Annotated in this window: 23 protein-coding genes; 20 read left to right on the top strand and 3 right to left on the bottom strand. The window is 71.7% G+C overall.

What is annotated here, in order from left to right; translation table 11 throughout:
- The first annotated feature begins 82 nt into the window (after positions 1–82).
- The 16 genes from rimP (at position 83) to dapB (ending at position 18,540) form a co-directional block, all read left to right on the top strand.
- Complete coding sequence (rimP, locus tag KXC43_RS25335) at positions 83–700, top strand: ribosome maturation factor RimP (RefSeq protein WP_221378643.1); 618 nt, start codon at positions 83–85, stop codon at positions 698–700.
- Positions 697–1,725 carry a transcription termination factor NusA gene (nusA, locus tag KXC43_RS25340; RefSeq protein WP_221378644.1) on the top strand — a complete coding sequence of 343 codons (1,029 nt, stop codon included), beginning with the start codon at positions 697–699 and terminating at the stop codon, positions 1,723–1,725. Before rimP ends, nusA begins: the two co-directional genes overlap by 4 nt.
- A 40-nt stretch (positions 1,726–1,765) precedes the next feature.
- On the top strand, positions 1,766–2,116 hold the full coding sequence (locus tag KXC43_RS25345) for a YlxR family protein (protein ID WP_221378645.1): 351 nt from the start codon (positions 1,766–1,768) through the stop codon (positions 2,114–2,116).
- A 92-nt stretch (positions 2,117–2,208) separates the two neighbouring features.
- Complete coding sequence (gene infB / locus KXC43_RS25350; RefSeq protein ID WP_221378646.1) at positions 2,209–5,271, top strand: translation initiation factor IF-2; 3,063 nt, start codon at positions 2,209–2,211, stop codon at positions 5,269–5,271.
- Positions 5,272–5,391: 120 nt separating this feature from the next.
- Complete coding sequence (locus tag KXC43_RS25355) at positions 5,392–6,414, top strand: TRM11 family SAM-dependent methyltransferase (protein WP_221378647.1); 1,023 nt, start codon at positions 5,392–5,394, stop codon at positions 6,412–6,414.
- Between the two features lie 76 nt (positions 6,415–6,490).
- Positions 6,491–6,784 carry a DUF503 domain-containing protein gene (locus KXC43_RS25360; protein ID WP_221378648.1) on the top strand — a complete coding sequence of 98 codons (294 nt, stop codon included), beginning with the start codon at positions 6,491–6,493 and terminating at the stop codon, positions 6,782–6,784.
- Positions 6,785–6,879: 95 nt separating this feature from the next.
- Positions 6,880–7,347 carry a 30S ribosome-binding factor RbfA gene (rbfA, locus tag KXC43_RS25365; protein WP_221378649.1) on the top strand — a complete coding sequence of 156 codons (468 nt, stop codon included), beginning with the start codon at positions 6,880–6,882 and terminating at the stop codon, positions 7,345–7,347.
- A gap of 131 nt (positions 7,348–7,478) precedes the next feature.
- Positions 7,479–8,492, top strand: coding sequence for a DHH family phosphoesterase (locus tag KXC43_RS25370; protein ID WP_255644820.1), 1,014 nt, complete (start codon positions 7,479–7,481; stop codon positions 8,490–8,492).
- A 479-nt stretch (positions 8,493–8,971) separates the two neighbouring features.
- Positions 8,972–10,330, top strand: a complete 1,359-nt coding sequence (locus tag KXC43_RS25375; RefSeq protein ID WP_221378650.1) for an MATE family efflux transporter — start codon at positions 8,972–8,974, stop codon at positions 10,328–10,330.
- A 124-nt stretch (positions 10,331–10,454) separates the two neighbouring features.
- The gene (truB, locus tag KXC43_RS25380) at positions 10,455–11,336 is read left to right on the top strand and encodes a tRNA pseudouridine(55) synthase TruB (protein ID WP_221378651.1); all 882 of its coding nucleotides are present in this window, start codon (positions 10,455–10,457) and stop codon (positions 11,334–11,336) included.
- 224 nt (positions 11,337–11,560) lie between these two features.
- Positions 11,561–12,493: a bifunctional riboflavin kinase/FAD synthetase gene (locus KXC43_RS25385; protein ID WP_221378652.1), complete on the top strand. Its 933-nt coding sequence runs from the start codon at positions 11,561–11,563 to the stop codon at positions 12,491–12,493.
- A 115-nt stretch (positions 12,494–12,608) separates the two neighbouring features.
- Positions 12,609–12,878, top strand: coding sequence for a 30S ribosomal protein S15 (gene rpsO / locus KXC43_RS25390; RefSeq protein WP_221378653.1), 270 nt, complete (start codon positions 12,609–12,611; stop codon positions 12,876–12,878).
- A gap of 191 nt (positions 12,879–13,069) precedes the next feature.
- Positions 13,070–15,400 (top strand): polyribonucleotide nucleotidyltransferase, encoded by a 2,331-nt coding sequence (locus tag KXC43_RS25395; RefSeq protein ID WP_221378654.1) that lies wholly within the window; start codon positions 13,070–13,072, stop codon positions 15,398–15,400.
- A 6-nt stretch (positions 15,401–15,406) separates the two neighbouring features.
- Positions 15,407–16,792, top strand: coding sequence for a M16 family metallopeptidase (locus tag KXC43_RS25400; protein WP_438870913.1), 1,386 nt, complete (start codon positions 15,407–15,409; stop codon positions 16,790–16,792).
- An 86-nt stretch (positions 16,793–16,878) separates the two neighbouring features.
- Positions 16,879–17,772: a phosphatase PAP2 family protein gene (locus KXC43_RS25405; protein WP_221378717.1), complete on the top strand. Its 894-nt coding sequence runs from the start codon at positions 16,879–16,881 to the stop codon at positions 17,770–17,772.
- A gap of 9 nt (positions 17,773–17,781) precedes the next feature.
- Positions 17,782–18,540 (top strand): 4-hydroxy-tetrahydrodipicolinate reductase, encoded by a 759-nt coding sequence (gene dapB / locus KXC43_RS25410; RefSeq protein WP_221378656.1) that lies wholly within the window; start codon positions 17,782–17,784, stop codon positions 18,538–18,540.
- Here dapB and KXC43_RS25415 read toward each other — a convergent pair.
- Positions 18,520–19,605, bottom strand: coding sequence for an amylo-alpha-1,6-glucosidase (locus KXC43_RS25415; protein WP_221378657.1), 1,086 nt, complete (start codon positions 19,603–19,605; stop codon positions 18,520–18,522). The two genes, dapB and KXC43_RS25415, sit on opposite strands and share 21 nt — an antisense overlap.
- A gap of 77 nt (positions 19,606–19,682) precedes the next feature.
- On the opposite strand from KXC43_RS25415, the gene KXC43_RS25425 reads away from it, so the two are divergent.
- The 3 genes from KXC43_RS25425 to KXC43_RS25435 are packed head-to-tail and all read left to right on the top strand — an operon-like array spanning position 19,683 to position 21,735.
- Complete coding sequence (locus KXC43_RS25425; protein WP_255644821.1) at positions 19,683–20,432, top strand: carbohydrate ABC transporter permease; 750 nt, start codon at positions 19,683–19,685, stop codon at positions 20,430–20,432.
- 11 nt (positions 20,433–20,443) lie between these two features.
- Positions 20,444–20,881 (top strand): hypothetical protein, encoded by a 438-nt coding sequence (locus tag KXC43_RS25430; protein WP_221378658.1) that lies wholly within the window; start codon positions 20,444–20,446, stop codon positions 20,879–20,881.
- The gene (locus tag KXC43_RS25435; RefSeq protein WP_255644805.1) at positions 20,878–21,735 is read left to right on the top strand and encodes an HTTM domain-containing protein; all 858 of its coding nucleotides are present in this window, start codon (positions 20,878–20,880) and stop codon (positions 21,733–21,735) included. Before KXC43_RS25430 ends, KXC43_RS25435 begins: the two co-directional genes overlap by 4 nt.
- On the opposite strand, the gene KXC43_RS25440 is transcribed toward KXC43_RS25435, so the two are convergent.
- Positions 21,711–22,118, bottom strand: a complete 408-nt coding sequence (locus KXC43_RS25440) for a thiol-disulfide oxidoreductase DCC family protein (RefSeq protein ID WP_221378660.1) — start codon at positions 22,116–22,118, stop codon at positions 21,711–21,713. The two genes, KXC43_RS25435 and KXC43_RS25440, sit on opposite strands and share 25 nt — an antisense overlap.
- Positions 22,119–22,122: 4 nt before the next feature.
- A complete protein-coding gene (locus tag KXC43_RS25445) occupies positions 22,123–22,686 on the bottom strand; it encodes a GNAT family N-acetyltransferase (RefSeq protein ID WP_221378661.1) in 564 nt (187 codons plus the stop codon).
- Between the two features lie 56 nt (positions 22,687–22,742).
- Here KXC43_RS25445 and KXC43_RS25450 point away from each other — a divergent pair, with 56 nt between their 5' ends.
- Positions 22,743–23,966, top strand: coding sequence for a winged helix-turn-helix domain-containing protein (locus tag KXC43_RS25450; protein WP_221378662.1), 1,224 nt, complete (start codon positions 22,743–22,745; stop codon positions 23,964–23,966).
- Positions 23,967–24,182 lie beyond the last annotated feature (216 nt).

Genomic DNA, 24,182 nt, shown 5'->3' on the forward strand with positions numbered 1-24,182 from the left:
TACGCTCTGTCTCAGCCGCGGGGCTATCCGGCCCGGCGGCATACAGTCGTTTGTCCACTTCTTGAAAGAGGGTCGAGCACCGATGACGCAGCGTGGTGGTCGCGCCGGCGCCCGGCCTGGACAGAAGCCCGGGGCACGGCGCCGCCGCGAGGACGAGGAGCCCCGCGTCCCCGCCGCCCCGCGCGTCGACCTGACCGCCGCCCGGGCCCGGGTGCGCGCGGTGATCGAGCCCGTCGTCGCCGCGGCCGGTTACGACCTGGAAGACGTCGCCGTCGCCCGGGCCGGCCGCCGCCACGTGGTGCGCGTGCTGGTCGACACCGACGGCGGCATCAGTCTCGACGACGTGGCCGTCGTCTCCCGCGAGATCTCGGCCGCGCTCGACGCGGCCGAGGAGTCGGGGGGCGAGGTGCTCGCCGGCGAATACCAGCTCGAGGTCGGTTCGCCGGGCATCGACCGGCCGCTCACCCTGCCCCGCCACTGGCGGCGCAACCGCGGCCGGCTGGTCGCGGTCAACGGGCTGACCGGCCGGATCGTCGAGGCCGGCGACGCGGGCATCGTGCTCGACGTCGACGGCAAGCCCCGCGAGCTGAGCTTCGACGAGCTGGGCGCGGGCAAGGTGCAGATCGAGTTCAAGCGGCTGGACGAGGCCGATTTCGGCGACGACGACGAAGACGACGACGAAGGGGAGGGCGGGGAATGAACATCGACCTCGCGGCGCTGCGCGCCCTGGAGCGCGAGCGGGAGATCCCGTTCGAGACAATTCTGGCGGCCATCGAGACGGCGCTGCTCACCGCCTACCGGCACACGGAGGGGGCGCAGGGCCACGCCCGCGTCGAGATCGACCGCAAGACCGGCGTCTCCTCGGTGCTGGCCCAGGAGCTGGACGCCGACGGCACGGTCGTGCGCGAGTGGGACGACACCCCGCACGACTTCGGCCGCATCGCCGCGATGACGGCCAAGCAGGTGATCCTTCAGCGGCTGCGCGAGGCCACCGACGAGCAGCACTTCGGTGAGTACGCGGGCCGCGACGGCGACCTGGTCACCGGCATCGTGCAGGCCGACGCGGCCCGCGCCGAGAAGGGCATCGTGCTGGTCGACCTGGGCAAGATCGAGGCCGTCCTGCCGCAGTCCGAGCAGGTGCCGGGCGAGGCGCCCTACCAGCACGGCTCCCGGCTGCGGGCCATCGTGGTGCACGTGGCCAAGGGCTTCCGCGGCCCCCAGGTCACCCTCTCGCGGTCACACCCGGCCCTGGTCAAGAAGCTGTTCGCGCTCGAGGTGCCCGAGATCGCCGACGGCACGGTCGAGATCGCCGCGATCGCCCGTGAGGCAGGTCACCGCACCAAGATCGCGGTGCACTCGAAGGTGCCCGGGGTCAACGCCAAGGGCGCCTGCATCGGCCCGATGGGTCAGCGTGTCCGGGCCGTCATGAGCGAGCTGCAGGGCGAAAAGATCGACATCATCGACTGGTCGGAGGATCCGGCCCAGTTCGTCGGCAACGCGCTCTCGCCGGCCAAGGCGCTGCGGGTCGAGGTGGTCGACGCGGCCAGCCGTACGGCCCGGGTGACCGTGCCCGACTTCCAGCTCTCGCTGGCGATCGGTCGCGAGGGGCAGAACGCCCGGCTCGCCGCCCGGCTCACCGGCTGGCGCATCGACATCCGCCCGGACAACGAGCCGGCCGCCCCCTCCACCTCGGCCGACCGTGATGCGGCCGAAGCGGGAAGCTGACCGGATACGCGTTCCGGACGCACGAGGAGTAGACTTTCCAATGGTCGGCTCGACGCGCGCTGTTTTTTGGCGGACGTGTGTCGGTTGTCGCAAGCGGACGCCGGCCGCCGAGTTGATTCGGTTCGTCGCGGCCGGTTCCGGGGTTGACCTCCGGCTCCAGCCCGATCCGGGCCGCCGACTGCCGGGCCGGGGAGCGCATCTGCATCCCGATCCGGCTTGCTTCGCGCTGGCGGAGCGGCGCCGCGCCTTCGGGCGGGCGCTGCGACTCACCGGTGTTGCTGACACCGGTTTGCTGGCCGAGCACATCCGTGCGGTCATACCGCACGGAACGACCGATGACGTGGCCATGGTGGCCACGTCACGACCCAGCAAGGTAGGACGACCAAGATGAGCACACGATGAAGTCCCTGAAATGAACAGGCTTCTAGTGCACGAGTGAGGTCGTTGCGGGTGCGCTCGCACGACCTCGAAGTGAGGAGTGCAGTGCCAGGAAAGGCCCGCGTACACGAGCTCGCGAAGGAGCTCGGGGTCGACAGCAAGACCGTTCTCGCCAAGCTCAAAGAGATGGGCGAGTTCGTCAAGTCCGCATCCAGCACGGTCGAGGCCCCGGTGGCCCGGCGGCTGCGTGGTGCCTACGAGGCAGGTTCCGCTCCGGCGGCCTCCGCCCCGTCGGCGCCCAGCGCACCCGCGTCCGCCTCCGCCCGTCCGGCTCCGCCGAGCGCCCGGCCCCAGCCGCCGCGCCGGCCCACGGCCCCGGCCGAGGGAGCGCCCAGCGCCCCCACGTCCCCGGCGCCGGCACCCGGTCCCTTCGCGAGTCCCAAGCCGTCGGTCGGCCGTCCGGGTCCTCGGCCCGGTCCGGTCGCCAAGCCGGCGAGCGCCCACGACATCGAGGTCGCAGCGGCCGAGGCCCGTGCCTCCGCCCTCAAGGCCGAGCAGGAGGCCGCGGTCAAGGCCGCACAGGCCGCCCGCACGCGTGACGCCGAGCGTCGCGCCCAGCAGCCGCCGGTCGACGGTGGCGCGCGTCCCACCCGTGGCCCCGGCCCCGGTTCGGTCCCGCCGCGTCCGGGTTCGCCGGCCGCCGGCCGTCCCGCGGCGCCCGGTGCTCCGGGCGGTCCGCGTCCCGGTCCCGCCGGTGGCGCTCCGCGTCCGCCGCAGCGCGGTCCCGGTAACAACCCGTTCGGGGTGTCCGGTGGTGGGAACCGTCCCACGCCCGGCGCGCCCCGGCCCAACCAGCCCGGCATGCCGCCGCGGCCGAGCCCGGCGTCCATGCCGCCGCGGCCCAGCCCCGCGTCCATGCCCGCGCAGCGCCCGGCCGGTCCCGGTCGCGGCGGCCCCGGCGGTGGCGCCGGTCGTCCCGGCGGTCCCGGCGGCGGTCGTGGCGGTCCCGGTGGCGGCGGTGGCGGCTTCCGTCCCGGCGGCGCTGGTGGCGGTGCCGGCGGTGGCGGTGGCTACCGTGGCGGCCCCGGTGGTGGCGGCGGTGGCGGTGGCTACCGTGGCGGCCCCGGTGGTGGCGGCGGTGGCGGTGGCGGCTTCCGTCCCGGTGGCGGCGGCGGTGCTCCGGCTGGTGCCGGCGCTCCCGGTCGTCCCGGTGGTGGCGGTCGCGGTCGTGGCGGCGGTGCGGCGGGTGCCTTCGGGCGTCCCGGTGGCCGGCCGACCCGCGGTCGCAAGTCGAAGAAGCAGCGGCGTCAGGAGTTCGACAACCTGTCGGCTCCGCAGATGAGCTCGGGTGCTCCGCGCGGTCAGGGTCAAGAGATCCGGCTGTCGCGTGGCGCCTCGCTGTCCGACTTCGCCGACAAGATCAACGCGAACCCCGGCTCGCTGGTCCAGGAGATGTTCAACCTGGGCGAGATGGTGACGGCGACGCAGTCGTGCTCCGACGACACGTTGCTGCTGCTCGGCGAGCACCTGGGCTTCACGGTGAGCATCGTCAGCCCCGAGGACGAGGACCGTGAGCTGCTCGCGCAGTTCAACATCGACCTCGACGCCGCGGTGGACGAGAGCCGGCTGGTCACCCGTCCGCCGGTCGTGACCGTCATGGGTCACGTCGACCACGGTAAGACCAAGCTGCTCGACGCGATCCGCAAGACCAACGTGGTCGCCGGCGAGGCGGGTGGCATCACCCAGCACATCGGCGCCTACCAGGTGCACTACGAGCACAACGGCGAGGACCGGGCGATCACCTTCCTCGACACCCCGGGCCACGAGGCGTTCACCGCCATGCGTGCCCGTGGCGCCCAGGTGACCGACATCGTCATCCTGGTCGTGGCGGCCGACGACGGCGTGATGCCGCAGACGGTCGAGGCGTTGAACCACGCCAAGGCGGCCGAGGTGCCGATCGTGGTCGCGGTCAACAAGGTCGACAAGCCGGACGCCAACCCGGACAAGGTGCGTCAGCAGCTGACCGACTACGGCCTGCTCGCTGAGGAGTACGGCGGCGACACGATGTTCGTCAACGTCGCGGCCAAGCCCGGCATCGGCATCGACGAGCTGCTCGAGGCGGTCCTGCTGACCGCCGACGCGTCGCTGGAGCTGACCGCTCCGATCGACGGGCCGGCGCAGGGCGCCGTGGTCGAGTCGCACCTCGACAAGGGCCGCGGCGCGGTCTCCACCGTGCTTGTCCAGAAGGGCACGCTGCGGGCCGGCGACTCGATCGTGGCGGGCGGCGCGCACGGACGCGTCCGCGCCATGCTCGACGAGAACGGCAACACCGTGGCCGAGGCTTTCCCGGCTCGCCCGGTGCTGGTCCTCGGTCTCACCTCGGTGCCGGGCGCGGGTGACACGTTCCTGGCCGCCGAGGAGGACCGCACGGTGCGGCAGATCGCCGAGCAGCGGCAGGCCCGCCGCCGCGCGGCGAGCTTCGCCAACTCGCGCACCCGGGCCACGCTCGAGAACCTCATGGAGCAGCTCAAGGAGGGCGAGAAGACCTCGCTCACCCTGGTCATCAAGGGCGACTCGTCCGGTTCGGTCGAGGCCCTCGAGGACGCGCTGTTCAAGATCGAGATTCCGGACGAGATCCAGCTCAAGGTCATCCACCGCGGCGTCGGTGCGATCACCGAGAGCGACGTGAACCTGGCGTCGGCGTCCTCGGACGCCACCGCCACGATCATCGGCTTCAACGTCCGGGCCTCGAACAAGGTCAAGGACATGGCCGACCGGGCGAACGTGGAGATCCGCTACTACAGCGTGATCTACCAGGCCATCGAGGAGATCGAGGCCGCGCTCAAGGGCCTGCTCAAGCCGGAGTACGAAGAGGTCGAGCTGGGCACGGCGGAGATCCGCGAGGTCTTCCGCTCGTCCAAGATCGGTCTCATCGCCGGCTGTCTGGTCCGCACCGGTCTCATCCGCCGCAACGCCAAGGCCCGCATCCTGCGGGACGGCACCGTGGTGGCCGAGAACGTCACGATCAGCTCGCTGCGCCGCTTCAAGGACGACGCGACCGAGGTCCGCGAGGGCTTCGAGTGTGGTCTGACCCTGAGCGGCTTCGGCAGCCCGCAGGTCGGCGACGTGATCGAGACCTTCGAGATGCGCGAGAAGCCGCGCGCGTAACGAGAAGAGCAGCACGAACGGCCCCGGCGCTTTCCGCGCCGGGGCCGTTCCCTTTCCGCCCGGCTCCTGTTGTGCGCCCCGCTGGCGGGCGGCCGATGCGGGCTCGGCAAAATGGCCTCCATGCCCCGGTACGCCTTACTGCTCGCGCCCTCCGCCAACCGCGTCTACGCCGACCAGGCGGGCCGGCTCGCGACCGCCGAGCTGGCCGCCTTCGGCTCCGCGCTCTCCTCGGGCCTCGACGACATCGACGTCACCACGCTGGGCGGCGTCGAGTATCTGGCGTTCACCGGCGACCTGACCGTCGGCGACGTCGCCTACCTGTCCAACCTGTCCGCCGCCTACGCCCTCTTCGAACGCACCGACGACGATCACCTGCGGCCGATCATGATGACGCCCCTGGCCCGCTACGACAGCGACCTGATCACCATCCCGAAGTACGCGGGCAAGACCAACGAGCAGTTCACCAAGCTCGTGCTCAACCTCACGATCCTGGCCTCGGCGTCGGCCGGGCGGATGCTCGACGGCGGTCTCACCGTCCTCGACCCGCTGGCCGGCCGGGGAACGACCCTGAACCAGGCGCTGATGTACGGCTACGACGCCGTCGGGGTCGAGATCGACGGCAAGGACGTGGAGGCGTACAAGCTCTTCCTGCAGACCTGGCTCAAGCGCAAGCGCCTCAAGCACACGGCGGAACTCGTGCCCGTGCGGCGGCAGGGCAAGCGGGCCGCCCGGCGGCTCGAGGTGACGATGGCCGCCAGCAAGGACGACCACAAGGCCGGGGCGGTGCAGAAGCTGGTGGTGTTGCAGGCCGACACCACCCAGCTCGACGGGTTGCTGCGCGGCGGTGTGGCCGACGTGCTGGTGGCCGACCTGCCCTACGGGGTGGCCCACGGGTCGTACGACGACACCGGCGGCATCTCGCGGCGGCCGCTCGACCTGCTGGAGCGGGCGGTGCCGCAGTGGCTGCCGTTGCTACGCCCGGGCGGGGCGCTCGGGTTGTCGTGGAACACCAAGGTCGCGCGGCGCGAGCTGGCCGAGGACATCCTGCTCGCCAACGGGCTCGAGCTGGTGCCCCAGCTGCCCCTCTCGCACCGTGTCGACCAGGGCATCGAGCGTGACGTGCTGATCGCCCGGGCGGCCTGAACCGCGGGTTCTCCCGGCCGCACGGCCGCGGAAATCCGGTGAGAAATGTCGTACCCCCGCTGTAACCTTCGCTGCGATGTATACGGAAACCGCAGTGTTCGATCTGCTGCTGCCGGGCGACTCCCGCTCGCTGAAACAGAAGCGCTCCTACGTCCGCCCGATCGTCGCGATGCTGAAGAAGTTCGAGGTCAGCGTGGCCGAGGTGGGCTTTCACGACCTGCACGGGCGGGCCCAGATCGGGGTGGCGGCGGTGGCCGCCGACCCGGCCCAGGCCCGCGCCGTCATCGACACCTGCGAGAACCAGGTGGCCGGCCGGCCCGAGATCGAGCTGCTGTCGGTCCGGCGCCGCCTCCACGGCGAGGACGACTGACACGCACGCGTTCGGCCCCGCGGTCACGTGGGTACGCTTCACCAGTTGGGCGGGGGTATTACGGACCCGCGGGCACACAGTCGGAGGTGGGCGATATGTCGGACCCGGCCAAGACGCGTCGGCATGCGGAACGCGTACGGGAACTGGTGGCATCGCTGGTACGGGAGATCAAGGATCCCCGGCTCGGCATGGTGACCATCACCGACGCGCGGATCACCGGCGATCTGCGCGAGGCGACGGTCTTCTACACGGTGCTCGGCGACGCGACCGAGCAGGCGGCCACCAAGGCGGCGCTCGAGAGCGCCAAGGGCATGCTGCGCACCCGGGTCGGTCACGCGCTGGGCCTGCGACACTCGCCGAGTCTGGCGTTCTCGCAGGACAACGTGCTGGACCACGCCAAGGAGATGGAAGATCTGCTGGCCGCGGCGCGCCAGCGCGACCAGGAGGTCCAGCGCCTGGCGGCCGGCAAGCAGTACGCGGGCGACGCCGACCCCTACAAGAGCGAGGACGACGACGAGGACGACTCCGCCGAGCGGGTCGGGGCCCGCGAGGACCAGGGGTGACGTCCTCCTCCGTGACGCGGCCCGGCGTCGAGCCGGGCCGCACTCCCTCCGCCCTCGAACCCCGCGAGCCCGCCGGCCCGTCGCCGGTTGCCTCCGCGGACCCGTCGCTGGTCGCCCACGCCGGCCCGTCGCTGGTCGCCTCCGCGGATCCGTCGCCGGTCGCGGAGGCTGACTGGAATGCCGCCGTCGCGGCGATCCGGTCGGTCGCGTTCGACGCCGAGGTGCAGCTGATCTGCCACGTCAACCCCGACGGGGACGCGCTCGGCAGCATGCTCGGCTTCGCGCTGGGCCTGCGGCGCCTCGGCTTCACCCGGTTGCGGGCCACCTTCCCCGGCGAGTTCGACGTGCCCGAGCCCTACCGGGCACTGCCCGGCTCCGAGCTTCTGGTGCCCGAGCCGGGGGCGTACGCGGCGCCGGCCCTGATCCTGATCTTCGACGTGGCCGCCGAGTCCCGCCTGGGCGGGCTGGCCGACCGGCTCGACGGCGACGCCCCGGTGGTCGTGCTCGACCATCACGCGTCGTTCACCGGCTTCGGCGACGTCAGCCTGGTCGACCCGGCCGCGGCCGCCACCTCGGTGGTGGCCGACGAGCTGCTGACCCGCCTCGGCGTTCCGCTCGACGCCGAGATCGCGGAATGCCTCTACGTGGCGCTGACCACCGACACCGGCTCGTTCAAGTTCGTGCGCTCGCCCTCGGTCCACTCGCTGGCGGCCCGCCTGATCGCCACCGGCATCAGCCCGGCCGAGATCGCTCGCCGCACGTTCGACACCCGCCCGTTCGGCGCGATGAAGCTGGCCGGCGAGGTGCTGGGCCGCGCGGTGCTGGAACCGTCCGCGGCCGGCGGCCGGGGCCTGGTCTGGACGTACGCGACGACAGCCGACCTGGAACGTCACGGTCAGCGTCCGTACGTGCTCGACGCGCTGATCGACCCGGTGCGCGGGGTGGCCGAGGCCGACGTCGCGGTGGTGATCAAAGAGCTCACGCCGGGCGAGTGGGCCGTCTCGCTGCGCTCCAAGGGCGGCGCGAACGTCAGCGCGGTCGCCGCGGCCCTGGGCGGCGGCGGCCACCGGCTGGCCGCCGGTTTCACCGGTCACGGCACTCCCGAGGACGTGATCGCCCGGATCCGCCCGCTGTTGGAGGCCTGACTTCCTGTTCCGCTCACGCCCGTCCCGGCCGCTGGCCGGGGCGGGCGTTCGCGTTGTCGGGTATCGGCTCCCCGTCCCGCTTGGTGGGAAGCACACTCCAGGAGGCGGAACTGAACGATAGTTTTGGTTCCTGAACGGTGATTTGGTTTTGCGCGGCCGTGACCACCGCCCGCCGCGGAACCTCGAGCCACCCGGGTCCACCGACTCGGGCTGCGTCACCCGTGCCAGGCGCCCGGCGATCCCGGGCCGGCCCACGTGACGCCCGCTCGACCGATCTTCAGGACGCGTGTCGTCGTACCGCGTCCCCCACCGTGGAAGGACCACGATCATGGCCGCGAAGCCGAAGCCCCCGACCACCGACGAAGCCCGCGAGCAGGCGCGCCGCGCCCTGCAGACCTCGATGGACACGCGTCAGTAGGCTCGGGTAAGCACTCACCTGAATTGCAGTCCTTACGGCTGGGCGGGCATCATGAGCAACCATGAGCCCGCCTGCCCAGCCGGCCGCCTCCAGCGAGCCTGACCCGACCCTCCTGGGCGCTACGCCTTCCGTCTCCACGCGGCGGATCGCGCAACTGGCCCTGCCGGCGCTCGTCGTGCTGGCGGCCGAGCCGCTCTACGTGCTCGTCGACACCGCCGTGGTCGGGCACCTCGGTTCCGTGCCGCTCGCAGCCGTCGCCGTCGGCGGCACGATCATGTCGGTCGCGGCCTGGCTCGGCACGCTCATGGCGTACGGCACCACCGGCCGCGCCGCCCGCCGCTTCGGCGCGGGGGACAGGGCCGCCGCGGTCGCCGAGGGGGTCCAGGCCTCCTGGCTCGCCCTCGCGGTGGGTGTGCTGCTGGCTCTGCTCGCCCAGCCCTTCGCCGGCCCGCTCGCGCAGGCCCTCTCCGGCGACCCCGCCACCGCCGAGGCCGCCGCCACCTGGCTCCGGGTCGCCGCCCTCGGCGCGCCGGGCCTGCTGCTCGCCGCGGCCGGCAACGGCTGGATGCGCGGCGTGCAGGACACCCGCCGCCCGCTGATCTTCGTGCTCGGCGCCAACGTGCTCTCGGCCGTCCTGTGCCCCGTGCTCGTCTATCCGGTCGGCTGGGGGCTGACCGGCTCGGCTGTCGCCAACGTCGTCGCGCAGACCGTCTCCGGCGGCTTCTTCCTGTACGCGCTGATCCGCGAGACGAGGCAGCTGCGCCCCGACCCCCAGGTCATCGCCCAGCAGCTCAGCCTCGGCCGGGACCTGCTGATCCGCGGGGCGGCGTTCCAGGCCTGCTTCCTGTCGGCCACCGCGGTCGCCAGCCGGTTCGGGGTCGAATCCGTCGGCGCCCACCAGATCGCCCTCCAGCTGTGGTTCTTCAGCGCGCTTGCCCTCGACGCGGTGGCGATCGCGGCCCAATCGCTGGTCGGCGCGGCGCTCGGCGGCGGGCGCGACGACCAGGCGCGGGCGGTGGCCCGCAAGGTGACGATCGCGGGCGGCCTGGCCGGTGTCGCCTTCGCCCTGCTGGCCGCGGCCGGCAGCAGTCACATCCCGGGTTGGTTCACCCCCGACGCCGGCGTACACGATCAGGCCGCGGTCATCTGGCCCTGGTTCATCGGCCTGATGCCGTTCGCCGGTGTGGTCTACGCGCTCGACGGCGTGCTGATCGGCGCCGGGGATGTGCGCTTCCTCCGCAACATCACGCTCGCGGCGGCCCTGCTCGGCTTCCTGCCGGCCATCTGGATCGCGTACTTCTTCGACCTGGGCCTAGGCGGCGTCTGGGCCGGGCTCGCCCTGCTGATCCTGATCCGCTTCGTCACGACTGTCTGGCGCTGGCGCTCCGGCCGCTGGGCCGTAGTCGGCGTCACCCGCTGAGCCCTCCGGGTCCGCGCGTCGAGGTGCCGGCCGTCGCCGGCGTCACCCGCTGAGCCCCCCGGGTCCGCGCGTCGGGGTGCCGGGCCGTCGCCGGCGTCACGCGGGGAGCTTCTAGGGTGGTCCGGTGAACACGGACGGACTCATCGTGGTGGACAAGCCCGCGGGAATGACCTCGCACGACGTGGTGGCCCGCATCCGGCGCCTGGCCAAGACCCGGCGCGTCGGCCACGGCGGCACCCTCGACCCGATGGCCACCGGCGTCCTGATCATCGGCGTCAACCGGGCCACCCGCCTGCTCACGTACGTGATCGGCTCGGCCAAGAGCTACACCGCGACCGTCCGCCTGGGCCAGTCGACCATCACCGACGACGCCGAGGGCGAGATCACCGCCACCACCCCGGCCGGCCACGTGACCGACGAGGCGATCCACGACGGCCTGGCCCGCCAGCGCGGCGAGATCGACCAGGTGCCGAGCGCCGTCAGCGCCATCAAAATCAACGGTCAGCGGGCCTACAAGCGGGTCCGCGAGGGCGAGGACGTCCAGATCCCGCCCCGCCCGGTCACGATCTCCCGCCTCGAAGTGCTGGAGATCCGCCGTCCCGGCGACGCCGTCGACATCGACATCGACGTGACCTGTTCCTCCGGCACGTACATCCGCGCCATCGCCCGCGATCTCGGAACCCTGCTCGAAGTCGGCGGCCACCTGACCGCCCTGCGCCGCACGGCCGTCGGCGACATGACCCTGTCCGAGGCCCGCACCCTCGAACAGCTCGAGGAGGCGGCCCCCGACGTGGTGACACTGCCGATGGCCGAGGCCGCCCGTCAGGCTTTCCCCCAGCGCGAGGCGACCGCAGACGAGGCCCGCGTGCTCAGCCACGGCGGCCCTCTCGACCCGGTCGGCATCACCGGCCCGTACGCGGTGTTCGCCCCCACCGGCGAGGTTCTGGCCATTGTCTCCGAACGCGAGGGCAAGGCGCGGGCCGAGATCGTCCTGGCACCCGCCTGACCTCAGCGTCAACGTGGCGTCGCCCGTCTGTGGAAAGCGGCTGTGCGCCTCGGCCGTCCTGTGGACAACCGCCTGCCGCCCGCTTGACAGCGATACCGTCCTTCCTCATTCCCCAGGGAGGGTGGGGGCTCGGGATGGAACCAGCTAACCCCTAGCACGAGGCCGGGCGCGGTGGGGGCGTCGATACGCTGGGGCTGTTGGCTTCGGGCCGGGAGGGCTTTGACATGCAGCGGTGGCGGGGATTTGAGGCTGTTCCGGGGGGATGGGGGCGGTCGGTCGTCACGATCGGGGTGTTCGACGGGGTGCACCGGGGGCACCAGGCGATCATCGGGCACGCCGTGAAGCGTGCCCGTGACCTGGGGCTTCAGTCGGTGGTGGTCACGTTCGACCCGCACCCGGCCGAGGTGGTGCGGCCGGGTTCGCACCCGGCGGTGCTGACCGAGCCGGTGCGCAAGGCCGAGCTGATCGAGCAGCTCGGCGTCGACGCGCTCTGCGTGGTTCCCTTCACCCCGGCGTTCTCGCAGCTGAGCCCCGAGGCCTTCGTGCACGACGTGCTGGTCGAGGCGCTGCACGCGGCCGTCGTCGTGGTGGGGGACAACTTCCGGTTCGGGCACCGTGCGGCGGGGGACGTGGGGTTGCTGGAGCGGCTGGGGGTGTCGTTCGGGTTCACGGTCGAGGACGCGCCGCTGGTGTCCGAGGACGGGCTGGTCTTCTCGTCGACGTACATCCGCAGTTGTGTCGACGCGGGGGACGTGCGGGCGGCCGCCGCGGCGCTGGGACGGCCGCACCGGCTGGGTGGCGTGGTCGTCCGGGGGGATCAGCGGGGGCGTGAGATCGGCTTTCCCACCGCGAACCTGATGGTGCACCGCTACGCGGCCGTACCCGCCGACGGCGTCTACGCGGCCTGGCTGATCCGCGGCGGCGAGCACGCCGCCCGGTTGCCGGCCAGCGTCTCGATCGGCACGAATCCGACATTCTCCGGGCGCGAGCGGCGAGTGGAGGCCTACGTGCTCGACTTCAGCGGCGACCTGTACGGCGAGCGCGTCAGCCTCGACTTCGTGGCTCACCTGCGCGAACAGCGCACCTACGACGCGATCGAGCCGCTGGTGGCGCAGATCCGCGACGACGTCGACCAGACCCGCGCGTTGCTTCATTGACCCCCTGGTAGGGTTGACACGACGTTGGCTTATCCAACGACCGGTCCCGCCTGCCTGCCCGACGCCGCGGGCCGCGGGGAAACCGATTCCTCGGCAACACAGAAGTACGGAGAACATGGCGCTCGATCAAGAGACCAAGACCAAGATCATCGACGAGTACAAGGCGCAGGACGGCGACACCGGATCGCCCGAGGTGCAGGTCGCGATGCTGACCAAGCGGATCGCCGACCTCACCGAGCACCTGAAGGTGCACAAGCACGACCACCACAGCCGTCGTGGTCTGCTGCTGCTGGTCGGCCGTCGCCGCCGCCTGCTCAACTACGTGCAGAAGAAGGACATCGCGCGCTACCGGACGCTGATCGAGCGTCTCGGCCTGCGCCGCTGATTTGACGGGGGAGTGGCCGACCGGGCCGCTCCCCCGAGTTTTACCACCGGACCCGCGCGGTACGCAGTAAGCCACCGGTCCTCGGTAGTGGTTCCCAGGCCAACCTCCTGGGCACTTCGATCGAAGACCGGCAGCTGCGGAAACCGCGCTGTGTAGACCGCCGGGTCCTCGACGAAGGAGTACCGCACCACATGACAGAGCAGAACACCGCTCTCGGCACCGAATCCCGCACCGCCGTGATCGACAACGGGTCGTTCGGCACCCGCGAGATCACCTTCTCCACCGGCCGCCTCGCCAAGCAGGCCGCCGGCTCGGTCATCGTCCAGCTGGGCGAGACCGTCGTTCTCTCCGCGACCACGGCCAGCAAGCAGCCGAAGGAGCACTTCGACTTCTTCCCGCTGACGGTCGACGTCGAGGAGCGGATGTACGCCGCGGGTCGCATCCCCGGCTCGTTCTTCCGCCGTGAGGGCCGTCCCAGCGAGGACGCGATCCTCACCTGCCGCCTGATCGACCGGCCGCTGCGCCCGTCGTTCACCAAGGGCCTGCGCAACGAGGTCCAGGTCGTCGAGACCGTCCTCGCGCTCGACCCGCAGCACCCCTACGACGTGGTCGCCATGAACGGCGCCTCGATGTCGACCAAGCTGTCCGGTCTGCCGTTCAGCGGCCCGGTCGGCTCGACCCGCGTCGCGCACATCGACGGCCAGTGGGTCGCCTTCCCGACCCTCGAGGAGCTCGAGCGGGCCACCTTCGACATGGTCGTGGCCGGCCGCGTCGTCGGCGACGGCGATGTCGCGATCATGATGGTCGAGGCCGAGGCCACCCCGCAGGCGATCAAGCTGATCCAGGCCGGCGCCACCGCGCCGACCGAGGAGGTCGTGGCCAGCGGCCTGGAGGCCGCCAAGCCGGCCATCCGCGAACTTTGCCGCGCGCAGAGCGAGCTGGCCGACGTCGCTGCCAAGCCGGTCGCCGACTACCCGGTCTTCCTGGACTACCAGGATGACGTGTTCTCCGCGGTCAGCGAGGCCGTCCGGGCCGAGACCGCCGAGGCCCTCAAGATCGCTGGCAAGCAGGAGCGCGAAGAGTCCCTCGACCTGGTCAAGGCCAAGGCCCACGAGCTGCTCGACGCGCAGTTCGAGGGTCGCGAGAAGGAGATCAGCGCGGCTTTCCGCTCGGTCACCAAGTCCGAGGTCCGTCAGCGTGTGCTGCGCGAGCAGGTCCGCATCGACGGCCGCGGCCCGCGCGACATCCGCCCGCTGTCCTCCCAGGTCGGCGTGCTGCCGCGGGTGCACGGCTCGGCGCTGTTCGAGCGGGGCGAGACCCAGATCCTGGGTGTCACCACGCTGAACATGCTGCGGCTCGAGCAGACGCTGGACACGCTCGCCCCCGAGAAGTCCAAGCGCTACATGCACAACTACAACTTCCCGCCCTACTCGACCGGTGAGACCGGCCGGGTGGGCTCGCCGAAGCGCCGCGAGATCGGTCACGGCGCGCTGGCCGAGCGGGCGCTCGTGCCGGTGCTGCCGACGCGTGAGGAGTTCCCCTACGCGATCCGTCAGGTCTCCGAGGCTCTGAGCTCCAACGGCTCGACCTCGATGGGCTCGGTCTGCGCCTCGACGCTGTCGCTGCTGAGCGCCGGTGTGCCGCTGAAGGCGCCGGTCGCCGGCATCGCGATGGGCCTGATCTCGGACGAGGTCGACGGCAAGACCCAGTACGTCGCGCTGACCGACATCCTGGGCGCCGAGGACGCGTTCGGCGACATGGACTTCAAGGTCGCCGGCACCAGCGAGTTCGTCACCGCCCTGCAGCTGGACACCAAGCTCGACGGCATCCCGTCCGACGTGCTGGCCGGTGCCCTGCAGCAGGCGCACGACGCCCGCGCCACGATCCTGGGCGTGATGGAGGCCGCGATCAGCTCGCCGGCCGAGATGTCGGAGTACGCGCCGCGCGTCACCTCCGTCAAGATCCCGGTCGACAAGATCGGCATGGTCATCGGCCCCAAGGGCCAGACGATCAACGCGATCCAGGACGAGACCGGCGCCGACATCTCCATCGAGGACGACGGCACGATCTACGTCGGCGCGACCAACGGCCCGTCGGCCGAGGCCGCGGTCGAGCGGATCAACGCCATCGCCAACCCGACGCTGCCCAAGATGGGCGACAAGTTCCTCGGCACCGTGGTGAAGACGGCCGCGTTCGGCGCCTTCATCTCGCTGCTGCCCGGCCGCGACGGCCTGCTGCACATCTCCAAGGTGGGCGACGGCAAGCGGGTCGAGAAGGTCGAGGACTTCCTCAACGTCGGCGACAAGGTCGAGGTGTCCATCGCGGACATCGACGCCCGCGGCAAGATCTACCTGGACAAGGTCCGCCCCGAGGGCGAGGAGGCTCCGGCCGCCGCGCCGGCCGCCGAGGGCTCCTCCTCCGAGGGTGGCCGTCCGCCGCGTGAGCCCCGTGGCGAGGGTGGTGGCGAGCCCCGCCGTCGCCGTCGTTCCGGTGGCGAGGGCCGCGGCGAGCGCCGCGACTAAAGAGCTGTGACAACGAGTTCGCGCGGGCCGGCCGGAAAGCCGGCCCGCGCCACTACCGGCACCCCGCATCCCACCACCCCGCCGCCGGCCGCGAAGCGAATGAGAACCCAGTCCCTCTCGGACGGCGCGAAGCGCACGATCCTGCCCAGCGGGCTGCGCATCGTCACGGAGTCGATCCCGACCACGCGCAGCGCCGCCCTCGGCGTCTGGGTCGGCGTGGGGTCGCGGGACGAGACGCCCGGCATGTCCGGCGCCTCGCACTTCCTCGAGCACCTGTTGTTCAAGGGCACCCACAAGCGCACCGCGTTGCAGATCTCGTCCGAGATCGAGGCGGTGGGCGGCGAGACCAACGCCTTCACCACGAAGGAATACACCTGCTACTACGCGCGGGTGCTCGACGCCGACCTGCCGCTCGCGGTCGACGTGCTGTGCGACGCCGTGGCTGACTCGATCATGGAGCCGGCCGACGTCGAGACCGAGCGCGGGGTGATCCTCGAAGAGATCGCGATGCACGAGGACGAGCCCGGCGACGAGGTGCACGACGTCTTCACCGAGGCGATCTTCGGCAATCACCCGCTGGGCCGGCTGATCTCGGGGACCGAGGAATCGATCACTCCGATGACCCGGAACCAGATCCACAGCTTCTACCGCCGGCGTTACAAGGCGCCGCACATCGTGGTGGCGGCGGCCGGCAACCTCGACCACGCCACGGTCGTCCGGCTGGTCCGCAAGGCTCTGGCCGGCACCGCGCTCGACTCCGAGCCGGCTGACCCGGCGCCGCCGCGGTCGGGTTCGAAGCGGGTGCCCACCCAGAAGCCGCACGTGGTCGTGCGCAACCGGGACACCGAGCAGGGCCACCTGGTGCTGGGCGGGGTCGGCATCGGCCGCCGCGACGAGCGCCGCTTCGCGATGGGCGTGCTCAACAACGTGCTGGGCGGCGGCATGTCGAGCCGGCTCTTCCAGGAGATCCGCGAGAAGCGGGGCCTGGCCTACTCGGTCTACTCGTACGCGAGCCAGTACGCCGACGCCGGTCTGTTCGGCGTCTACGCGGGCTCCGCCCCCGGCAAGTCCGACGAGGTGCTCGACCTCGTGCGGGTGGAACTCGACCGGGTGGCGACCCACGGCATCAGCGCCGAGGAGATCGCCCGGGGCAAGGGCATGGTCAAGGGCTCGTACGTCCTGGGTCTCGAGGACACCGGCTCGCGGATGAGCCGCCTGGCCAAGTCCGAGCTGCTCTACGGCGAGCTCATGGGGGTCGACGACCTGCTGGCCCGGGTCGACGCGGTCACCACCGACGAGGTGAACGAGGCGGCGGCGGATCTGCTGACCCAGCCGATGTCGCTCGCCGTGGTCGGACCCTTCGACGAGAACGCGTTCGGAGCGCACCGCTAACCTTGGACCCCGTGACGACGCTGGAGACCCCACCGCCGCCCACCCCTGCCGTGACGCCGGAGCAGCGCAAGCGCCGGATCATCGGCATGACGGTGTGGGCGGCGGCCTTCGTGGTGTTCGTGTGGCTGGTCGGCGTGCCGACCAGCGACCTCCTCACCGCCTTCGGCTGGCTGTGGCTGGCCACCATCGCCTGGCGCAATTATCTGCCCTGGCGAGAACACCTGCTCTTCGTGCGCGACTGGGGCCCGGTCGTGCTGTTGCTGGTCTTCTACAACGTCTCGCGCGGGGCCGCCGACAAGCTCTTCGAACCGCACGTCTTTCCCCTGATCGACGCCGACGTGGCCATGTTCGGGTGGCTCACCGACGGTCAGATCCCCACCGTCTGGCTGCAGGAGCACCTGTACGACCCCAAGCACGTCCCCTGGTGGGAGGTGGTCACCACCGTGGTGTACATCTCGCACTTCCTCACCGTGCCGACGGTGGCCGTGGTGCTCTGGGTCCGCAACCGCGGCGTGTCCTACCGGTTCATCCGCCGCTGGATCACGCTGAGCATGGCCGGCCTGATCACGTACTTCCTCTACCCGGCGGCGCCCCCGTGGTGGGCCTCCTTCTACGGCTTCCTGCCCGACCAAGTCGCGCGGTTCTCGTCGCGCGGCCTCGACGTCATCGGCCTGCACGGCGCCGGCAACACCTTGAACGCGCTGCAGGTGCACCAGTCCAACCCGGTGGCCGCCATGCCGTCCCTGCACACCGCGTACGCGATGATGGCCGTCGCCTTCTTCCTGCCGATGGTCCGCCGCCGGTGGTGGCCGCTGCTGCTCGCGTACCCGCTCGCCATGACGTTCACGCTGGTCTACACGGGCGAGCACTACGTGATCGACGTGTTCGTCGGCTGGCTGTACGTCGGTGCGGTGTTCGCGGCGGTGGGCTTCGCCGAACGCTGGTGGGCCCGGCGGACGTCGGCGCGCCCGGCGGACTAAATTATCCGTGTGACGAACCAGGCAGACCCGATCCGCGTCGGCGTTCTCGGAGCCCGGGGCCGCATGGGCCTCGAGGTGTGCAAGGCGGTCGACGCCGCCGATGACATGGAACTGGTCGCGATGCTCGACCAGGGCGACGAGCTGTTCAAGGCCTCCGACGCCGGCGCCCAGGTATTCGTCGACTTCACCACGCCCGACGTGGTGATGGACAACCTGCACTGGGCGGTCGAGCAGGGCATCAGCATGGTCGTCGGCACGACCGGCTTCACCGCGCAACGGCTCGACCAGGTCCGCGAATGGGTGACCGCCCAGCCCGGGGTCGGTGTGCTGGTCGCGCCCAACTTCGGCCTCGGCGCGGTGCTGATGATGCAGTTCGCGGCCCGCGCGGCGCGCTGGTTCGACTCGGTCGAGATCATCGAGCAGCACCACCCGCGCAAGCTCGACGCCCCGAGCGGCACGTCGACCCACACGGCCCAGCTGATCGCCCAGGCCCGGTCCGAGGCGGGTCTCGGCCCGATGCCCGACGCCACCAAGGACGAGGTCGACGGCGCTCGCGGCGCCGACATCGACGGCGTACGCATCCACTCGGTGCGTGCCGCGGGCCTGGTCGCCCATCAGGAGGTGCTGTTCGGCTCGCTCGGCGAGACGCTCACCATCCGCCACGACTCGCTCGACCGGGTGTCCTTCATGCCCGGCGTCCTGCTCGGCGTCCGCAAGATCCTCCACCGCCCCGGCCTGACCGTAGGGCTAGACAGCTTCTTGGACTGAGATCCCGTCCGGCAGGCCGGTGAGCTTGCCGTCGGCGAAATCGACCGGTTGACCGGCGATCTGCAGGCCCGTCACCTGGGGAGCGCCGGGGATCGGCCGTACGCGGACCACGCCGTTGGGCACATCCGGCTCGAGGCCCAGCAACGCCTGGACGATGAGCACCGCGGCGGCGGCCGACCAGGCCTGCGGATGGCACGACGCCGGATAGGGCATGGGCCGCGAGATGTCGATGCGCGCGTCCCCGCCGTACAACTCGGGAAGCCGGAAGCCGAACGCCTCGCCCGCCGTCAGCAGGCCGTCGATGAGACGGCCGGCCTCGGCTGCGAAGCCGGCCCGGGCCAGACCCGCGGCGACGATCGCGGTGTCGTGCGTCCAGACCGACCCGCAGTGGTACGACAGGGGAGCGAACCCGCCGTCGCCGGACGACATCGTGCGCAGGCCGTAGCCACCGGACATGCTCTCGGACCCGAGCGCCACGGCGATCCGGGCCTCTTCCTCGGCGGTCAGCAGGCCGGTGCCCAGCAGGTGGCCGATGTTGCTGGTCAGCGCGTCGACCGGCCGCTTGTCGCGGTCGAGGGCGAGCGCCGGATAGCGGCCGCCGTCGACCCAGAACGCGCCGCGGAACCGGGTCTCGAGCGCGTCGGCGTACGCCCGCCACCGGGCGCCGCCGGGCCGGCCGAACGCGTCGAGCAGCGCGGCGCCGTCGAGGGCGGCCCGGTAGGCGTACCCCTGCACCTCGGCCAGCGCGATGGGCGGCTCCGCGAGCCGGCCGTCGTGGAAGCGCACCGCGTCGTGCGAGTCCTTCCAGCCCTGATTGGCCAGGCCGCGGCCGGTCGGGTCGAGGTATTCGAGGAAGCCGTCGCCGTCCGGGTCGGCGTGGTCGGCGAGCCAGCTGAGCGCGTTCTCGAGCGGGAGCAGCAGCTCGGCGATCCCGGCCGGGTCGTGGCCCCAGCGCCAGGCGTCGTGCAGCAGGCTGATCCAGAGCAGGGTGGCGTCGATCGTGCCGTAGTAGACCGCGGGCAGCCGGCCCTCGACCGTGACGTCGGAGCGGCGCAGCTCGTGCATGATCTTGCCGGGCGCCTCTGGAAGAGGCCGGCCTGATCGACGGCGCGTCGTCCTGGCAGCGGCTGCGCCACATCATCCTGCCCCAGCTGCGGCCGACCACGTTCCTGGTCGTGACGCTCGGGCTGATCGGCACCTGGCAGGTCTTCGACCAGATCTACGTGATGAGCCAGGGCAACCCGGCCAAGACGACGCTGACCTGGCTGGGTAACTCCGTGCTGGTCACTGTCGTGGTCACGATCGGCCGGGTGGCCTTCGGCTCGATGGCCGGCTACGCGCTCTCGCGGCTGCAGTTCCGCGGGCGCCGGGCGCTGTTCGCCGGCCTGCTGGCGCTGATGGCCGTGCCGCCGGTGGTGCTGCTGATCCCGAAGTTCCTGGTGCTCAACCAGCTCGGCATGTACAACAGCTACGCCGGGCTGATCGTGCCGCTGCTGGCCGACGCCACCGGCATCTTCGTGATGAAACAGTTCTTCGACTCGGTGCCGGTCAGCGTCGAGGAGGCCGCCCGCATCGACGGGGCCGGAGTCTTCCGCACGTTCTCGTCGGTGGTGCTGCCGATGGCCCGGCCGGCGCTGATCACCCTGACCATCCTGTCGTTCACCGGTTCGTGGAACGAGTTCCCGCACACGCTCGTCTCGGTGCAGGACCCGGGCCTGTTCACCCTGCCGCGCGGGTTGGCCGACCTGGTCAGCGGTTCGCTGGGGGCGGGCACGCAGTATCCGCTGAAGCTGGGCGCGGCCCTGCTCGCCACGATCCCGGTCGCGATCATCTTCGTCATCTTCCAGCGCTACTTCGTACGCGACGCGGCCGCGGGTGCGGACAAGGGCTAGATTGTCCGGCTGTGGACCAGCTATCCGTGCGCGGCCGCCGGGTCCGGGTGGTCGCCACCCTGATCGCCGGGGTGCTGCTGCTCGCCGGCACCCTGTGGGGCACCGACGACGACTTCCCGTTCGGGCCGTTCCGCATGTATTCGACTGCGCCCGACCCGAACGGGGCCGCCCGCGACACCCGCGTCGAGGGCGTCGACGCCGACGGCCGCACGGTGGCGATCACCGAGGGCAACAGCGGCATCCGGCGGGCCGAGATCGAGGGCCAGCAGCAGGCGTACGTCGATGACCCGGCCCGCCTGGGCCGCGTCGCCACGGCGTACGAGGAACACACGCCCGGCGCGGCGCCGCTGCGCACGGTCCGCATCGTGGTGCGCTGGCACGGCATCGAGCACGCCCGGCCCACCGGCAAGTCGTGGGACGAGGTCGTCGCCGAATGGACGCGCCCATGAAATGGCTGTTCGCCCCGGTGCCGCTCGGGCGGATCGCCGCCTTCCGCACCCTGGTCTACGTCTTCGTCGCCCTCGACCTGACAGTCTTCACGCCCTGGGTGCGCTCGCACGCGAACACCCCCGGCGACCTCTACGAGCCGCTGCTGGTCGGCCGCGTCCTGCCCCTGCCCACGCCGACCCACCTGCTGGTCTGGGCGGTGTTCTGGGCGCTGATCGTGCTCTCCCTGGCCGCCGCCACCGGCCGCGCGCCGCGCATCCTGGGCTGGGCGGTCTTCGCGCTCTACTTCGAGTGGATGATCATCGCGATGAGCTACGGCAAGGTCGACCACGACCGGGTCGGGCTGCTCGTGGCGCTGGCCGTCCTGCCCACGATCGGCCGGGCCCGGTTCGGCGACAGGACGCTCTCCGAGGCGGCCGGGTGGGCGCTGCGAGTCACCCAGATCGCCGTCGTCTGCACGTACTTCCTGGCCGCCTGGGCCAAGCTGCGGTTCGGCGGCATCGACTGGCTGACCAGCGCCGTGCTGGCCCAGGCGATCATCCGCCGGGGCACCTGGCTGGCCGACCACATCGCCGTCGTCCCCGGCCTGCTGATCGCGGCCCAGGTCGGCATCATCCTGTTCGAGCTGCTCAGCCCGCTGATCTTCGTGATCCCGGAGCGCTTCCGGTGGATCGGCGTGGCGTTCTTCTACTCGTTCCACGTCATGACGTTCTCGATGATCACCATCTCGTTCGCCCCGCACCTGGTGGCCATGGCGAGCTTCCTGGCGATCGAACGGGTGCGCCCGATCGAATGCGTGCGCCGCCGACTCGGCCGCACCCCGGCGGTGGATCAGGCGCCGGAGCCGGTGCCGTAGAGCAGGTCGCGCTGGGCCTGGGGGAGTGAGCAGGCCGCGGTGCCGCCCGGCAGCAGGTGGCGGTGTTCGGCCACCCAGCGGTAGGCCGGCCAGGCGGCCAGCCGCACCGGGCCGAGCTGCAGCGCGCCCCCCGCGATCTGCCAGAACCGGCCGGCGTCGTGGAGCAGCAGGGCGATCGCGTCGGGGCCGGACGCCGTCGAGCCGTCGGCGCCGACCCACTGCACCGCCTCCTCGCACTGATCGACCGTCAGGCCCAGCGCGTCGAGGTCGGCGAACTGCCACGGGATCACCCGGGCGTGGGTCGGGATGCGCTTGGAGATGAACTCGGCGCACGAACTGCAGAACGAGCAGTCGCCGTCGTAGACGAAGGTCGGCGTGGGCATGGATCTATTCTGCGTCGAGCGCGACGTGCAGCCGCAGCTGGGGGACGAGCATGTCGTCCACGTCGAGGGCCCGGCCCGCGCCGTCCGGCTCCCAGCCGGCCGAGGCCAGGAACTTCTGCATCACCTTGTCCTGCTCGTAGGCCCAGGCCACCGCGTGGGTGAAGCCGTCCTCACGCCAGTGGGCGACCGCGGCCGACAACAGCCGGCTGCCGTGCCCGCGCCGGCCCCAGCGGGGCTCGATCAGCAGGTCGGTCACCGCGGCGACCGTGTCCGGCAGGGCCGGCTCCTCGGGGGCCAGCGCCTGCTCGTCGGCCGGGCCGGCGGCCGCGAAGCCGATCACCTGAGTCTCCGATTCGCTCTGCTCGACCGCGATCAGCACCCAGTGCTTCGGGGTCGGCGGCTGCTCGATCGCCTCGGACCAGCCCCGGGCCAGGTAGGCCTCGTCGAGGTTGGCCAGCACGTGCGGCGGGAACATGCGCCGGTAGGCCGAGCGCCACGTGGTCAGCTGGATGCGGGCGATCTCGGTGGCGTCGCCGGGACGCGCGGGACGGACGAAGCCGATTGCCATGCCGGGAGCCTACAGAGCGCGATTTTTGTCGTACCCCTGCTCTACCTTCCTTCTCGATGGCACTCCCTGATTCGCTCTCCGTCGCGCAGGCCCGCCGCGTCACGCTGGCCGCGCAGGGCTTCGCCGACCCCCGGCCCGGCGGCGCGACCGACCTGCGCCACCTGCGGCGGGTGCTGCGCCGCGTCCACCTGATCCAGATGGATTCGGTCAACGTGCTCCAGCGGGCCCACTTCATGCCGCTCTACAGCCGCCTCGGGCCCTACCCGGTCGAGCTGCTCGAGCGGGCGGCCTACCGCCGGCCCCGCGACCTGTTCGAGTTCTGGGGTCACGAGGCGTCGCTGATCACCACCGACCTCCAGCCGCTGTTCCGCTGGCGCATGGCCCGCGCGGGCGAGCTGGCCTGGGGCAACATGCGCCGGGTCGTGCAGGAACAGCCCGAGCTGGTCGCCCGGGTGCTGGCCGTCGTGCGCGAGCGCGGTCCGATCACCGCGGCCGAGATCGAGCACGACGAGCCCCGCCGCAGCGACCACTGGGGCTGGAACTGGTCGTCGGTCAAGCAGGCCCTCGAGTGGTTGTTCTACTCCGGCGAGATCACCGCGGCCGAGCGCACCACGTCGTTCGCCCGCCGCTACGACCTGCCCGAGCGGGTGCTGCCCGCGGCCGTGGTCAACGCCCCCACCCCGGCCGAGCCCGACGCCCTCCGCGCCCTGGTCGAGCTGTCGGCGCGGGCGCTGGGCGTGGCCGCCGAGCCCGAGCTGCGCGACTACTTCCGCCTCCCGGTCGACGGGTTCAAGCGGGCCGTGGCCGAGCTGGTCGACGATCAGGTGCTGCTCCCGGTCACCGTCCCCGGCTGGAAGCAGCCGACCTACCTGCACCACGAGGCGAGACTGCCGCGCTGGGTGCGGGCGGCCACGCTGGTCAGCCCGTTCGACCCGCTGATCTGGGAACGCGGCCGCACCGAGCGGCTGTTCGGCATGAACTACCGCATCGAGATCTACGTGCCCGCCGCTCAGCGCCTCTACGGCTACTACGTGCTGCCCTTCCTGCTGGGCGACCAGCTCGTGGCCCGGGTCGATCTCAAGGCCGACCGCAAGACCGGCCGCCTGTTGATCCCGGCGGCCTGGCTCGAGCCCGACGCCGACCCCGACGAGACGGCCGTCGCGCTCGCCGGTGAATTGCACCGCCTGGCCGGCTGGCTCGGCCTGTCCGAGGTCGTGCCCCCGGTCGGCGGCAACCTCGCCGGCCCGCTGACGGCCGCCCTCTCCGCCCGGGCCGAGTGAGCCGCCGCCCGCGTGAGCCGAGCCGCGGGGTGGGCCGCGGCACGGGTGAGCCCAGCCCTCGGTTGAGCCCAGCCCTCGGTTGAGCCCAGCCCTCGGGGAGCCGCGGCCCGGGTGAGCGGAGCCCGTGTGTGGCGCGGGCGTCTCCCGCCGGGTGGAGTCGTGGCTGATCGCTGCTCGGTGGTGAGCGCCGGACGCCCGTACGAAAGCTGATCTTGG

Origin of the sequence: Paractinoplanes polyasparticus, from assembly GCF_019710575.1 — a bacterium.
Classification (GTDB): domain Bacteria; phylum Actinomycetota; class Actinomycetes; order Mycobacteriales; family Micromonosporaceae; genus Actinoplanes; species Actinoplanes polyasparticus.